Here is a 13,121-nt window from a genome sequence, read left to right as displayed (position 1 = left end):
AAAGTGCGGTCTGTTTTTATTTGATTTTATTGAAAACTTTGCTAAAATCCACCGCACATTTATTAATCAATAATTCAACATCTTCGTGGTTCGAAAACCTCCCACGTAAAAAAACTAAGGAAAATTATGCAACTCTTTAACCCAAACCGCGATCGTAAAGCGGTTGTTATCTTTTCTGGCGGACAAGATTCCACCACTTGTTTAATTCAAGCTATTCAAGAATATGGCACAGAAAATGTTGAAGCAGTCACTTTCCAATATGGTCAACGTCATCATATTGAATTAGAAAAAGCGCGTTGGATAGCGCAAGATCTCGGCGTGAAGCAAACTCTTATCGATACGAGTGTTATTAAAGCCATCACTCATAATGCGATGATGAGCGACAGTGAAATTAAGACAGATGATAAAGGCATGCCAAATACTTTTGTGGACGGCCGCAATGCCTTGTTTTTACTTTACGCGGCTATTTATGCCAAAGGGCAAGGTATTAGCGATATTATTACGGGCGTATGCGAAACGGATTTCAGCGGTTATCCCGATTGTCGAGACATATTTATCAAATCAATGAATGTCACGCTTAATCTTGCAATGGATTATAATTTCAACATTCGCACTCCGTTAATGTATCTTACCAAAGCTCAAACGTGGCAACTCGCGGATGAATTAGGGGCGTTAGATTATGTCCGTCGTTATTCACATACTTGCTACATTGGGGTTGATGGTGGCTGCGGGGAATGCCCAAGCTGCGTGCTGCGTGAAAATGGCTTAAATGAATATTTACAATCTAAAAAATAAAAGTGCGGTGAAAATGTTTAAAGTTTCTAAAGAATTTAGTTTTGATATGGCTCACATCTTGGACGGACATGATGGGAAATGCCAAAATTTACATGGTCATACTTATAAACTACAAGTAGAAGTCAGTGGTGATTTAGTTGCCGATGGTGCCAAAAAAGGCATGGTGATTGATTTTTCTGATCTCAAATCTGTTGTACAAAAAGCAATTTTAGACCCTATGGATCATGCTTTTATTTACGATACTACCAGCGAAAGAGAATGTAAAATTGCCAATTTACTCAATGAGTTAAATTCTAAAACATTTGGTATCCCAACACGCACAACCGCAGAAGAGATGGCTCGCTTTATGTTTAACCGATTAAAAGCTGAATTGCCTATTTCCGCTATTCGTTTATGGGAAACTCCCACTTCATTCTGTGAATACCGCGAATAATAACAATGACTTATTCTACATCAAATCATAAAGTGGCGCTGATTTCTAATCCAAGTTATCCAATTGTGGAGATTTTTGAAAGTTTACAAGGCGAAGGTTTCAATACAGGGATGCCTAGCATTTTTGTACGTTTTGGTAAATGTAATCTCACTTGTCCTTGGTGTGATACTAACTACAACCAATTTAAACAATGGACATTGCAAGCCATTTTACAAAAAGTGCGGTCATTTTCAGCAAAGAATATTATTATTACCGGTGGAGAACCGACCATTCAGCCAAGCTTATCCTTATTGCTTGATCAGCTGAAAACTGAAGGCTATTTTCTCGCCATTGAAACCAATGGATTAAAAGAGATCCCGCCACAAATTGATTACATTGCGACTAGCCCAAAGCGAATGTATCAAGAAAAATATCAACAACGTTGTATTCCTTTTGCCCATGAAGTACGCATTGTAGCTGATGGCGATGTACTAACATTTTGTGAGCAAATCGAACAGAAAATTCAGGCTAATCACTATTACCTTTCCCCTTGTGAAATCAATGGTGAAATGAATTTGTTAGAAACAATTAGCCAATTAGGGATGCTTAATCAACGCCCAAATAAACAAAAATGGCAACTCAGTATTCAGACACATAAGCTGATTGGTATTGAATAAAAAAATCCCACTAATAAGTGGGATTTTTGTTGCTGAATAGAATTAAACTAAACGTTTTGATACTTCTAATAATTCAGCTTTGAATGGACGACGCATATTATCAATTGCATCAATAATGTCGTGATGAACTAAATGTTCATTTTGAATACCAATACAACGACCTTTTTCACCTTGTAGTAATAATTCCACTGCATAGACCCCCATGCGAGAAGCAAGGATACGGTCAAATGCACAAGGTGAACCACCACGTTGAATATGGCCCAATACGGTTGCACGTGTTTCATTGCCCACGCGTGCTTCAATATCTTTTGCCAATTGATGAACATCTGTGATTAATTCTGTGATCGCAATGATTGCATGGCTTTTACCATTGGCAAAACTGCGCTCAATTTCTTCAATTAATTCTTCTTTATCAAAACCCACTTCTGGTGCAATCGCATATTCACAACCACCAGCAATCGCTGCGTTAATTGTTAAATCGCTACAATGACGCCCCATGATTTCTAAAATAGAAATACGATGGTGTGAGCTACTTGTATCACGTAAACGGTCAATTGCAAGTACTGCGGTTTCTAATGCGGTTTGATAGCCAATAGTATAGTCTGTACCAGGAATATCATTATCAATGGTGCCAGGAATACCAATACAAGGGAAACCATGTTCTTCAGTTAATAATTTAGCACCAGTATAAGAACCATCACCGCCAATAACCACTAATGCATCAATACCATGAGAACGTAAAATTTCCGCACATTTTGCACGCACTTCTGGCTTTTTAAACTCAGGAAAACGCGCAGAACCTAAGAACGTACCACCATGAGTAATAATATCAGATACACTAAAGCGGTTTAATTGAGTAATTTTGTTATGGTATAAACCTTGATAACCATCACGAATACCATAAACTTCTAAGCCTTCATGTAAAGCGGTACGCACAACAGCACGAATTGCGGCATTCATACCTGGTGCATCGCCACCACTTGTTAAGACTGCAATTTTTTTGATCATAATATTTACCTTTAAACTTAAATGAAATCCGAGAAAATCGTGTCGCTAAGCTTACACTATTCAGCGGTTAGCCTCTACTATATTTTAGCAGATTTTCATCATTTTTTGCTAAAAATCAAAGATTATTCTACCCTTCAGGCATTGCACATTGCCAATCCCATTTTAATTCATGTAAACGCGCCAATTCTTTATCTATGGCGTATTTTTTCAGATAACCAATGAGTTTAACTTTCCCCATTTGCATCAGCTTATGAGATTGTGGCACTTTCACTGAATATTGGAACTGCACGAATCCACAGCCTTTAACATCAGCACCTCGTGCTACTTCAACTTGCCAGTTCGCTTGATTTGGATTAGGTGAATAAATCACAAAAGCGTATAAATCATCCCCTTCTAAATTAAGATTAAAATGCTCAACACCATTAGTTCTGTACACTTTCTCTCTTAACTGAATACGATCGGATAATGCCATCTTTTCTGCATTACGATCATGTAATAATTCCACCGCACTTTTCCAATTTTGATTATTCTCTTTTTTCTCAAAATACACATAGCGTGCCATACTGCCTAAATCTTTTTGATTTCTTAACTGATAGCTCGACTCATGATATTTAATAACTTTCGGCACATTCAATTTTACCATTTCAGAAATCACTTCTGGCTTGCTTGACTTTATAGCGCAACCTGATAGCAATAAGATGGAAAAAAGTGCGGTGCATTTTTTTAACATTTTATTCTCCTCTATCACGTTTGAAGATCCATTCCTGTGCAGTTGATGACTCTTCATCGAACCAATAACCTTCTAAATTAAATGCTTTGAGCTGTTCCGGTTTTGTTAACGCATTTTGGATCATATAGCGGCACATCAAACCTCGGGCTTTTTTAGCATAAAAACTAATCACTTTAAACTTACCAGCTTTCGCATCTAAAAACACAGGTTTAATAATGTTTGCGTTCAACAAATGAGGTTTTACGACTTTATAATATTCATCAGAAGCTAAATTAATCAACACATTATCGCCTTGTTGATCTAATGCTTGTTGTAAATGCTCAGTTACGATATCGCCCCAGAATTGATACAAATCCTTACCTCTTGTATTAGCCAGTTTCGTGCCCATTTCTAAACGATAAGGCTGCATTAGATCCAAAGGACGCAACAAGCCATATAATCCCGATAACATGCGCAGATGTTGTTGCGCAAAGGCAATATCTTGTGAGTTCAACTCTTCAACTGATAATCCAGTATAAACATCGCCTTTGAATGCATAAATCGCAGCGCGTGAATTTTGCTCATTGTGTTCCACTGCCCATTCAGCAAAACGTGCGGTATTTAGTGTTGCCAATTTATCACTAATAGACATTAAAGAGGCAATCTGAGCTGGCGATAAGTCACGACAAACTGCCATTAACTCAGCACTATGAGCCGTCAACTGCGGTTGTGAAAATTCAAATTTTGGCACCGCACTTTCATAATCCAATGTTTTCGCGGGCGAAATAATAGCTAACATATCTATCCTCAAATATTATTCAAATGCCAATTAATTTCCGTCAATTGATGTTGACGCAAATATTCATTGGCTTTCATAAAATGACCGCACCCCAGAAAACCACGATGTGCTGAAAGTGGCGAAGGATGTGGCGCAGTCAATACTAAATGTTTTTTACGATCAATGAACCGACCTTTTTTCTGTGCGTGACTTCCCCACAATAGAAAGACCAAGTTTTCACGCTGTTCATTTAACACTGCAATGACACGATCAGTAAAAGTTTCCCAACCAAAATTCGCATGAGAATTGGCATTTCCCTCTTCAACAGTTAAAACGGTATTGAGTAGCAACACGCCTTGTTCTGCCCATGAAATCAGCGAACCATGATTAGGAATTTGGAAATCAGCATATTCTAACTGCAGTTCTTTATACATATTCTGCAATGAAGGGGGTGCTGGCACTGGTGGTCGAACAGAAAAAGCTAAACCATGAGCCTGATTTGGGCGATGATAAGGATCTTGTCCTAGAATCACCACTTTGACCTGGCCAAATTCTGTTAATTTAAAAGCATTAAAAATATCAGCCTGTGGCGGATAAACAACTTTTCCTTCAGAACGAGCTTGCTGTACCTTGGCCAAAATCTGTTGAAAATAGGGCTGCTCTTTTTCAGCACCAATCGCCATTTTCCAAGTATCCATTGCGCTTTCCTATACCGATTTCAATTGTGCTAAGTATAGTAATTTTCTTGTCTTTTCTCTAGCTTTTATTAGTAAAAGTGTTTATATTAGCGAACACTTGTACGCTAGAAACAGGAACAATACATGAACTTGGATTTTCATTTTATTCAACGAGTTCGACAACAAGCAAAAACTCAAGCCAAACGCACCGCACTTCGTTATAAAAAAGAGGGACAATGGCAAGATATTTGTTGGACAGATTTTCAACAACAAATAGATAATATCAGCTTAGCCTTAATTCACTCAGGTATTCAAGTTCAGGATAAAATCGGTATTTTTGCACAAAATATGCCTAACTGGACGATTGCTGATATCGGCGGTTTACAAATTCGCGCAGTCACAGTGCCGATTTATGCTACCAATACCGCAAACCAAGCCGCATTTATTGTCAACAATTCAGATATGAAAATTTTGTTTGTGGGTGACCAAGAACAATATGATCATATGCTTGAAGTCATAGAAAAATGCCCACGTTTAGAAAAAATTGTGGCAATGAAAGACAGCATTGAATTACACAATTGCTCAATTGCTTACCACTGGCAAGATTTTATTCAAAATACGTCAGAACAAGCAGAAGCAGAGTTACAACAACGTCTCACACAAATTAGTTTAGATGATCTCTTCACGATCATTTATACATCAGGTACCACTGGCGAACCTAAAGGGGTAATGCTCGATTATGCAAACTTAGCCCATCAACTTTGGGCACATGATCAATTACTTGATGTTACTCCTGAGGACGTGTCTTTATCTTTCCTTCCTTTCTCACATATTTTTGAGCGCGCTTGGGTAGCTTATGTGTTACATAAAGGTGCAACCAATGCGTATTTGGAAGACACTAACCAAGTAAGAGAAACGCTGGCGGAAGTTCGTCCAACGCTGATGTGTGCGGTACCTCGCTTTTATGAGAAAATTTACACCGCGGTTTGGGATAAAGTACAACAAGCACCAGCGTATCGCAGAAAATTATTTAATTGGGCAATCAAGGTCGGCGAAATGCATCTCCATGCAAAAGCTCAAAAGCAGTCGATTTCATGGTGGTTAAAAACACAATATCGCTTAGCGGATAAATTAGTACTAAGTAAATTACGTCAACTATTAGGTGGACGCATTAGAATGATGCCTTGCGGTGGCGCCAAACTGGAATCCACTATTGGTTTATTTTTTCATAGCATTGGCTTAAATGTAAAACTGGGTTATGGCATGACAGAGACTACCGCAACCGTTTCTTGTTGGAATGACTTAGTCTTTAACCCAAATTCTATTGGGACATTAATGCCTGGTGCAGAAGTAAAAATCGGCGAAAATAATGAAATTTTAGTCAAAGGCGGCATGGTCATGCGTGGCTATTATAAAAATCCACAGCAAACAGCGGAAAGCTTTACAGAAGATGGTTTCCTCAAAACAGGGGACGCTGGAGAATTTGATGCGGAAGGTAACCTTTATATTACAGATCGTATTAAAGAACTAATGAAAACTTCCAATGGCAAATATATTGCCCCGCAATTGATTGAAGGCACTGTTGGCAAGGATAAATTCATTGAGCAAATTGCAGTGATTGCTGATGCTAAGAAATACGTGTCCGCCCTTATCGTACCTTGTTTTGAGAGTTTAGAATCTTACGCTAAACAATTGAATATTAAGTACCAAGATCGATTAGAATTAATCAAACATTCTGACATTGTACAAATGTTTGAAAAACGCATTAATGATTTGCAAAAAGAATTGGCGCATTTTGAACAAATTAAGAAATTTACCCTATTGCCAAAGGCATTTAGTACAAAAATGGAAGAAATCACGCCAACCTTAAAATTACGACGCAAAGTCATTTTACAGCGTTATCGTGAACAAATTGAAGCCATGTACAATTCAAAGAAAAACAGCAAGAGCGACAATGAATAAAACAAAACCGCACTGAAAAGTGCGGTCTTTTTTTAATTAATTTTTAACGATAATATCCGTAGTGATAGCCAATAGACGGCATCAATACAACAGGATATCTGGATGAGCCTCTTGTAGAAACTTTTGGTTGAGAATCACTTGCGTTTATTGGCATATCAACCGCAGTTTCTTTTACTTGCTTATGCTGCACTGTTTTACCGCTATATACTTTTGCATTATAAGCTTCTACAGCTTTCATATCCAATGGCGCTTGTGGTTCACCGACAGTTTGATGGCTACTACAAGCAGCTAAAAATAGAGATAAAATAATAACAACTTTCTTCATTTTAAATACCTTTAATTTGTATGACAGACATCATTGGATAGCATATTACCTCTATCCTTTAAATTCTGTTCTGCAATTTTTCTACCTTTCAATTTATCTTGTTCTTTTAGACGATTTGATAAGGCTTCATCATTGACATTAAACACCGACGCATATTGCACTTTCCTCGCAATGCCCTTGTCATTCAACACTCCACCAGAAACATTAGCATAATATTCGTCTTTAGAATCATCTTTTATATAATAAGTCGCTGAGTCCGTTACTTCAACTCCTCTATTTTTGTAGCCATCACATACGCCTTCTCCAGCTAAAAAAACTGTATGAGTTTGACTATCCTCATTGATCCGATAAACTTCAAATTCAATACTATTTGCTAATTTATTAGCATCTTGTTGATTCTTAGGATCTAATGTTTTTAAATTATCCTCATTAATATAAATCTTTTTTGCATTATCAGCCTTAACTGGTGTTTGAGGAGTACTTATAATACCATCTTCTGAAATATGAATAGATACAGAATTATTTGCAATAACATTCAAACTGCAAAAACTAGCCAAAATGATAGCCACAAACAATTGATATTTCATAAATAAAAATTCCCTTATTAAGTTATGCACAAAATAAAAAACAATCCTATTAGAGAGATAAAATTACAACCATAGATCATTATATAATGACTTTTGGTCAAATTTAAAGCTAAATATATAAAATCGGATCAGTAAGAATAGTAAACAATGGCACGCCCTATTGGATTCGAACCAATGACCTACGGCTTAGAAGGCCGTTGCTCTATCCAGCTGAGCTAAGGGCGCATTTCAAATGGATATGATAAGAAGTGGTCGGCGAGATAGGATTTGAACCTACGACCCACTGGTCCCAAACCAGTTGCGCTACCAAGCTGCGCTACTCGCCGACGAATGTTGGTAATTATAGATGGCTTTCTGTTTCAGTCAATCATTTTTTTTGCTTTTTAACTCAATCGATTAAAATTATCTCAATTTAATAAATTTATTCGCATTTCCATATGTTTTCTGACAAAATAGCAAACGTTTCCGTAACTTCTTGAATGAAAGGTAAATCGAATGACTGCACAAGTAATTTCTGGCACAGAACTTGCTAAAAAGATCAAATCTGAAGTAGCGCAAAAAATAGAGAGCTATGTTACTCAAGGAAAACGAAATCCAGGTTTAGCCGTAATCTTAGTGGGTTCAGATCCTGCTTCTCAAGTCTATGTAGGCAGCAAACGTAAAAGTTGTGCTGAGATTGGTATTCAATCAAAATCTTATGACTTAGCCGAAAGTACATCAGAGCAAGAATTGCTGAGCTTAATTGATCAACTCAATAATGATGAAAGTATCGATGGTATTTTGGTTCAATTACCTCTCCCCGCTCATATTGATAGCACAAAAGTCATTGAACGCATTGCACCAAATAAGGATGTTGATGGTTTCCACCCATACAATGTTGGCCGTTTATGCCAACGTATCCCTACGCTACGTGCATGCACCCCCTACGGCGTGATGAAACTACTAGAAACTACGGGGGTAGATTTATATGGTCAACATGCAGTGGTTGTTGGCGCCTCTAATATTGTAGGGCGCCCAATGGCGTTGGAATTACTGCTCGCTGGCTGTACAGTAACAGTAACACATCGTTTCACGAAAGATTTAGAAAGCCATGTTCGCCAAGCGGATATTCTCGTTGTAGCGGTGGGTAAACCTGAATTTATCCCTGGCGATTGGGTTAAGTCGGGTGCTATTGTAATTGATGTCGGTATAAATCGTGGAGCAGACGGCAAACTCAAAGGCGATATTGAATATGATAAAGCCACTGAAAAAGCAAAATTCATCACACCTGTTCCGGGCGGTGTCGGTCCAATGACTGTAGCAATGCTAATGCATAATACCTTAGCTGCTTACGAAACCCATTAAGAACAAACAAAAAAACGCTCAATATATTGAGCGTTTTTTTATGAGAAGCGCGGTGAAAAAATTCAACGTTTTTTAACCGCACTTTTTGATTATTGAATAATTAATTCGGCAATCGCTACACCCACGACACAGGCTGTAATCACACCGATTAAACCAGGCATCATGAAACTGTGGTTAAAATAGTATTTACCAATCTTCGTTGTACCTGATACGTCAAAGTTAACCGTTGCAATATCCGATGGGTAATTAGGAATAAAGAAGTACGCATAGGTTGCTGGCATTAAACCCACTAAAATTGGCGCTGGAATACCTAACTCTAATCCCACCGGCAAGAGCATGACTGCAGTTGCTGCTTGGCTATTAATTACCACAGACACGACAAATAATGCTAATGCAAAGGTCCAAGGGTAAGTTTTCACCATATCCATAATTGCTGTTTTAAATGTTGGCATCGCGAATTGGAAGTAAGTATCACTCATCCAAGCAATACCAAAGATTGCGATAGCCGCAACCATACCTGATTTAAACACCACACCATTTGGTACAGTTTGTGGATTTGTTTTTGTCACTAACAAAATGATACCGCCAAAACACAACATCATCATTTGAATAATCAATGACATTGAAATTGGTTTAATTTTTTCACCGATACCAACCGTACGAATCTCAGGTAGCATTGCAATGATAGTAATCACTACGAAAGACAATAGGAAAAGATATACCGATTGTTTTGCTGAGGCAGGTAATTTTTCATTTAAAGTTGTACTTGTTGTATTTAAAATACGCTCACGCCAAACAGGATCTTGTAAACGACGTTGATATTCAGGATCATCTTCTAATTCTTTACCGCGACGAATACTATATAAAGATAATGCAATAGTACCCACAAACGTAGCTGGTACAGTCACACCAATAATATGCAGTAATGAGATATGCTCAAAACCTGGAATTTGAATGATCTTACCTAAATAGAATACTACTGCTGCTGATAATGGGCTTGAGGTAATTGCCAATTGAGAAGCAACAGAAGCGGCAGCCATCGGACGCTCTGGACGAATTTTATTTTTTAACGCAACGTCACCAATAATTGGCATGATGGAATAAACTGAGTGGCCCGTACCAAGCATAAATGTCATTAAATAGGTGACGATTGGACCTAATAAAGTCACGCGTTTTGGATTGCTACGCAGTACTTTTTCCGCAATTTGAAGCATAAATTTTAAGCCACCCGCGGCTTCAAGTACAGAAGCACAGGTCACTACCGCTAAAATAATTAGCATCACATCAACGGGTGCTTTACCAACTGGCATACGGAAAATGAATACTTCAATCACTAAACCAATACCAGAGACGACACCAAGGCCGACACCACCGAAACGGCTCCCTACATACAACATTAATAGTAGGAATAAAAATTCTAAATAGAGCATAAATATACCTTTAAAGAGTTAATTGATTCAGGTCGGGAATGATACTGAATTTATAAAAATTTACAATCTTTTTAACTAAAAGATAGGAAAATCTTTATCTAAATCAAACTTTAACTTAAATATAAAAGAATAAAGGAAATTTATGCACAGAATTGTGCAGAAAGTTCAGTTAATTGTGACCAAGAATCTGCGGAAAAGTCCATTTTGGTTTGGCGTTCAATTTCGGCTAGTTGTTGAATAATTAAATAGAGTCTTTGATAAGTTAGGCGTTGGAAAGCTGCTACATAAAAAGTGCGTCGATTTTGCCAGATCTTCATGCGATCAAAATTCTGGCGCAATTGCTCAACGGGTAACTTCTGAGTTAAATCAGCGATGGATTGTTGTGGTTTGGACAACTCAAGCATGATCATCAATTCACGTTGGAAAATACGTAGCAAGACGACAGGCTGCACATCTTCCATTTTCAGACCTTGCAACACGCGTTTTGCACGTTGAAATTTACCCTCTAACAATGCATCAATCCATTGAAAAGGGGTAAAAATAGAAGATTGCTCCACCACTTGTTGAACTTTCTGCAAACTCAGTTTTTTATCTTGATGCAATAAAAACAACAAATCTAAACTTTGTTTTAGGGCAAGTAAATTATTTTCATGGCTATAACATAGGAACTGAATGGCATCTTGTTCCAAATTCATTCCCATATTTTTGGTTCGGTGGGTAAGCCATTTGGGTAATTGTTCAATGGTTGGTGTTTGGCAGTTGACTAAGACTAAGTGCGGTTCAAATTCGAGGGATTTTTTTACCCAAGCTTGTTTTTCCGCTGTTTTAGGAAATTTCGCCATTTGGAAAACGAAAAGCAAATCTTCATTGATTAATGAAATCAATTCATCCAATTTACTTTGTAAAGCAACGGTGAGGTTTTCTGGCAGATTAAGATAAATAATCTGCTTATTAAAAAATAAACCTAAGGATTGGCAACGTTCAAGTAAATCATCCCAATCCGTATTATTATCAATATCGGCTTCGATCTTTTCATCAAAGCCTTGTTGATTAGCCACTTTCCAAATTAAATCTGCACTTTCACTCAGCAATAAAGGATCTTGCCCAACCAAATAATAAATTTGCTGTAACCTATTATTTAGTGAAGCCGCCAATTGCTCAGTAAAGATACGATTCATATTTGCCAATAACTATTGAACTTGGTGCTGTAACGCTACCATTTTGCTGATAATTTGACGAGCAGCTTGCTCATTCATATCACGTAAAATAATCTCTTTTTCCGCTGATTTTGCCAAAGCTGCACGTGGGTTATCAAAGAAAGTGCGGTTAACTTTTACAGAGATTGGATAAGCATCTTTATGCGGAAATTTCACGCTTGCCTCAACTTGTAAAAACAACATTTTCTCTGCTTCACGACCATATTTAAATACAGAAACGACGCTATCGTTGCTAGCAATTTTATTAATACGCAATACAGGCACATCATTTTGTTCCACTACAGTAATATTATTGACTTGTAGCTGTTTGCGCATTGCTAATGACATATCGCTATAAGGATCGCTACTTTCTAGTTTGATCACTTGCAAACTTTTTGGTACTAATTGCCCATTTTGGAAATGAAAACCACAAGCGCTTAGTAATAAAATGCCCGTAGTGATAAAAGCGACTTTAACTTGTTTTAACATAGATTAAACCTTTATTTACAAAGAATATTAAATAAAATACTGGCTTTTTCTAACACATTATCTTGTGCTATTTTTTTACCCTTTTTTTGTTCCGAAGTCCGTATTTCCTGCTGCAAACGATCATTATTACCCGTAAAACTTGGTGTGTAGCCAATTTCTTTTGGTGCGGACTGCGCATGCAATTTTACATTGATTAAACTTGTATAAAAATCTGTAAAGCTATTTTCAGGGTAATAATTGGTGGTCATAATTAAATCTACACCATTTTTTCCCTTGAAATCTTGGCAAACCGCTTGTTTACCACTGAATCTCGCATGCCCTAATCGAAATTGCCCAAACTCATAAAAATCAACTATTTTTGCCTTCGCTAAGTTTGCCAAATCATCAGGACGTTGAGGATTAAGGGATTGACCTTGCACATTAAAAATCGTTGCCATATATCCCTCGGCATTACGCAATAATGCAAGGTAGCCAATGCGTTGTTCCACACCTTCATTACGACTTACCGCATAACCTTGAAAATGCGTAAGATCGCGTTTTTCTGCGGGTTGCTCATATTCCATCGCAGTTGTTTCTTCTGCAAAACGCATTTGTTTGATGACACCATCAATATCTTTATAAGGGCGCCATTCAAACTCCTCTACACCACTCGTACAACCTAAAAGTGCGGTGCAAATAAGGCTAATTTTTGCGGTTCTAAGCCAATTCATAACAATATCCCGTAATAATGGG

15 protein-coding genes, 2 tRNA genes and 1 riboswitch are annotated in these 13,121 nt (G+C 37.5%); of the genes, 5 read left to right on the top strand and 12 right to left on the bottom strand.

Annotation, left to right across the window (positions count from 1 at the left end; translation table 11 throughout):
• Window positions 1–79: 79 nt before the first annotated feature.
• Window positions 80–124: riboswitch (PreQ1 riboswitch) on the top strand.
• Between the two features lie 2 nt (window positions 125–126).
• Genes queC through ACUXZ4_RS03550 form a run of 3 tightly spaced genes read left to right on the top strand, consistent with a single transcriptional unit; the run spans window position 127 to window position 1,884 of the window.
• On the top strand, window positions 127–795 hold the full coding sequence (gene queC / locus ACUXZ4_RS03560) for a 7-cyano-7-deazaguanine synthase QueC (protein ID WP_464973670.1): 669 nt from the start codon (window positions 127–129) through the stop codon (window positions 793–795).
• 13 nt (window positions 796–808) lie between these two features.
• Window positions 809–1,228 carry a 6-carboxytetrahydropterin synthase QueD gene (gene queD, locus ACUXZ4_RS03555; RefSeq protein ID WP_464973985.1) on the top strand — a complete coding sequence of 140 codons (420 nt, stop codon included), beginning with the start codon at window positions 809–811 and terminating at the stop codon, window positions 1,226–1,228.
• A 5-nt stretch (window positions 1,229–1,233) separates the two neighbouring features.
• Entirely contained in the window at window positions 1,234–1,884 is a 651-nt protein-coding gene (locus ACUXZ4_RS03550; protein WP_464973669.1) for a 7-carboxy-7-deazaguanine synthase QueE, read from the top strand.
• A 42-nt stretch (window positions 1,885–1,926) separates the two neighbouring features.
• On the opposite strand, the gene pfkA is transcribed toward ACUXZ4_RS03550, so the two are convergent.
• The 4 genes from pfkA to ung form a co-directional block, all read right to left on the bottom strand.
• On the bottom strand, window positions 1,927–2,892 hold the full coding sequence (gene pfkA / locus ACUXZ4_RS03545) for a 6-phosphofructokinase (RefSeq protein WP_464973668.1): 966 nt from the start codon (window positions 2,890–2,892) through the stop codon (window positions 1,927–1,929).
• 127 nt (window positions 2,893–3,019) lie between these two features.
• Window positions 3,020–3,622: a 6-phosphofructokinase gene (locus ACUXZ4_RS03540; protein ID WP_464973667.1), complete on the bottom strand. Its 603-nt coding sequence runs from the start codon at window positions 3,620–3,622 to the stop codon at window positions 3,020–3,022.
• Window position 3,623: 1 nt separating this feature from the next.
• Window positions 3,624–4,400, bottom strand: a complete 777-nt coding sequence (gene yaaA, locus ACUXZ4_RS03535; protein ID WP_464973666.1) for a peroxide stress protein YaaA — start codon at window positions 4,398–4,400, stop codon at window positions 3,624–3,626.
• 8 nt (window positions 4,401–4,408) lie between these two features.
• Entirely contained in the window at window positions 4,409–5,077 is a 669-nt protein-coding gene (ung, locus tag ACUXZ4_RS03530) for a uracil-DNA glycosylase (RefSeq protein WP_464973665.1), read from the bottom strand.
• 123 nt (window positions 5,078–5,200) lie between these two features.
• On the opposite strand from ung, the gene ACUXZ4_RS03525 reads away from it, so the two are divergent.
• On the top strand, window positions 5,201–7,018 hold the full coding sequence (locus ACUXZ4_RS03525; RefSeq protein ID WP_464973664.1) for an AMP-dependent synthetase/ligase: 1,818 nt from the start codon (window positions 5,201–5,203) through the stop codon (window positions 7,016–7,018).
• Window positions 7,019–7,061: 43 nt separating this feature from the next.
• Here ACUXZ4_RS03525 and ACUXZ4_RS03520 read toward each other — a convergent pair whose 3' ends face one another.
• The 4 genes from ACUXZ4_RS03520 to ACUXZ4_RS03505 all read right to left on the bottom strand — a co-directional run bounded on the left by ACUXZ4_RS03520 (window position 7,062) and on the right by ACUXZ4_RS03505 (window position 8,256).
• On the bottom strand, window positions 7,062–7,343 hold the full coding sequence (locus tag ACUXZ4_RS03520) for a hypothetical protein (RefSeq protein ID WP_464973663.1): 282 nt from the start codon (window positions 7,341–7,343) through the stop codon (window positions 7,062–7,064).
• An 11-nt stretch (window positions 7,344–7,354) separates the two neighbouring features.
• Window positions 7,355–7,930 (bottom strand): DUF8095 domain-containing protein, encoded by a 576-nt coding sequence (locus tag ACUXZ4_RS03515; RefSeq protein ID WP_464973662.1) that lies wholly within the window; start codon window positions 7,928–7,930, stop codon window positions 7,355–7,357.
• 148 nt (window positions 7,931–8,078) lie between these two features.
• Window positions 8,079–8,155, bottom strand: a tRNA-Arg gene (locus tag ACUXZ4_RS03510).
• A gap of 24 nt (window positions 8,156–8,179) precedes the next feature.
• A tRNA-Pro gene (locus ACUXZ4_RS03505) sits at window positions 8,180–8,256 on the bottom strand.
• A 169-nt stretch (window positions 8,257–8,425) separates the two neighbouring features.
• Between ACUXZ4_RS03505 and folD the strand changes: the two genes are divergently transcribed.
• Complete coding sequence (gene folD / locus ACUXZ4_RS03500; RefSeq protein WP_464973661.1) at window positions 8,426–9,274, top strand: bifunctional methylenetetrahydrofolate dehydrogenase/methenyltetrahydrofolate cyclohydrolase FolD; 849 nt, start codon at window positions 8,426–8,428, stop codon at window positions 9,272–9,274.
• Between the two features lie 89 nt (window positions 9,275–9,363).
• Here folD and ACUXZ4_RS03495 read toward each other — a convergent pair whose 3' ends face one another.
• The 4 genes from ACUXZ4_RS03495 to ACUXZ4_RS03480 all read right to left on the bottom strand — a co-directional run bounded on the left by ACUXZ4_RS03495 (window position 9,364) and on the right by ACUXZ4_RS03480 (window position 13,099).
• Complete coding sequence (locus ACUXZ4_RS03495; RefSeq protein WP_464973660.1) at window positions 9,364–10,704, bottom strand: anaerobic C4-dicarboxylate transporter; 1,341 nt, start codon at window positions 10,702–10,704, stop codon at window positions 9,364–9,366.
• 140 nt (window positions 10,705–10,844) lie between these two features.
• A complete protein-coding gene (holA, locus tag ACUXZ4_RS03490) occupies window positions 10,845–11,882 on the bottom strand; it encodes a DNA polymerase III subunit delta (protein ID WP_464973659.1) in 1,038 nt (345 codons plus the stop codon).
• A 12-nt stretch (window positions 11,883–11,894) separates the two neighbouring features.
• A complete protein-coding gene (locus ACUXZ4_RS03485; protein WP_464973658.1) occupies window positions 11,895–12,389 on the bottom strand; it encodes an LPS-assembly lipoprotein LptE in 495 nt (164 codons plus the stop codon).
• 11 nt (window positions 12,390–12,400) lie between these two features.
• Window positions 12,401–13,099, bottom strand: a complete 699-nt coding sequence (locus ACUXZ4_RS03480) for a DUF8095 domain-containing protein (RefSeq protein ID WP_464973657.1) — start codon at window positions 13,097–13,099, stop codon at window positions 12,401–12,403.
• Window positions 13,100–13,121: the final 22 nt, after the last annotated feature.

It is taken from the genome of Reella acinonychis, assembly GCF_052828705.1.
Note: the sequence above shows the minus strand (reverse complement) of the source record. Positions and strands in the feature narration are given on the sequence as shown.

What these genes read in the sequence shown, in the direction of transcription:
- queC (WP_464973670.1), top strand. Translation starts at nt 127, where the DNA reads ATGCAACTCTTTAACCCAAACCGCGATCGTAAAGCGGTTGTTATCTTT.
- queD (WP_464973985.1), top strand. Translation starts at nt 809, where the DNA reads ATGTTTAAAGTTTCTAAAGAATTTAGTTTTGATATGGCTCACATCTTG.
- ACUXZ4_RS03550 (WP_464973669.1), top strand. Translation starts at nt 1,234, where the DNA reads ATGACTTATTCTACATCAAATCATAAAGTGGCGCTGATTTCTAATCCA.
- pfkA (WP_464973668.1), bottom strand. Translation starts at nt 2,892, where the DNA reads ATGATCAAAAAAATTGCAGTCTTAACAAGTGGTGGCGATGCACCAGGT.
- ACUXZ4_RS03540 (WP_464973667.1), bottom strand. Translation starts at nt 3,622, where the DNA reads ATGTTAAAAAAATGCACCGCACTTTTTTCCATCTTATTGCTATCAGGT.
- yaaA (WP_464973666.1), bottom strand. Translation starts at nt 4,400, where the DNA reads ATGTTAGCTATTATTTCGCCCGCGAAAACATTGGATTATGAAAGTGCG.
- ung (WP_464973665.1), bottom strand. Translation starts at nt 5,077, where the DNA reads ATGGATACTTGGAAAATGGCGATTGGTGCTGAAAAAGAGCAGCCCTAT.
- ACUXZ4_RS03525 (WP_464973664.1), top strand. Translation starts at nt 5,201, where the DNA reads ATGAACTTGGATTTTCATTTTATTCAACGAGTTCGACAACAAGCAAAA.
- ACUXZ4_RS03520 (WP_464973663.1), bottom strand. Translation starts at nt 7,343, where the DNA reads ATGAAGAAAGTTGTTATTATTTTATCTCTATTTTTAGCTGCTTGTAGT.
- ACUXZ4_RS03515 (WP_464973662.1), bottom strand. Translation starts at nt 7,930, where the DNA reads ATGAAATATCAATTGTTTGTGGCTATCATTTTGGCTAGTTTTTGCAGT.
- folD (WP_464973661.1), top strand. Translation starts at nt 8,426, where the DNA reads ATGACTGCACAAGTAATTTCTGGCACAGAACTTGCTAAAAAGATCAAA.
- ACUXZ4_RS03495 (WP_464973660.1), bottom strand. Translation starts at nt 10,704, where the DNA reads ATGCTCTATTTAGAATTTTTATTCCTACTATTAATGTTGTATGTAGGG.
- holA (WP_464973659.1), bottom strand. Translation starts at nt 11,882, where the DNA reads ATGAATCGTATCTTTACTGAGCAATTGGCGGCTTCACTAAATAATAGG.
- ACUXZ4_RS03485 (WP_464973658.1), bottom strand. Translation starts at nt 12,389, where the DNA reads ATGTTAAAACAAGTTAAAGTCGCTTTTATCACTACGGGCATTTTATTA.
- ACUXZ4_RS03480 (WP_464973657.1), bottom strand. Translation starts at nt 13,099, where the DNA reads ATGAATTGGCTTAGAACCGCAAAAATTAGCCTTATTTGCACCGCACTT.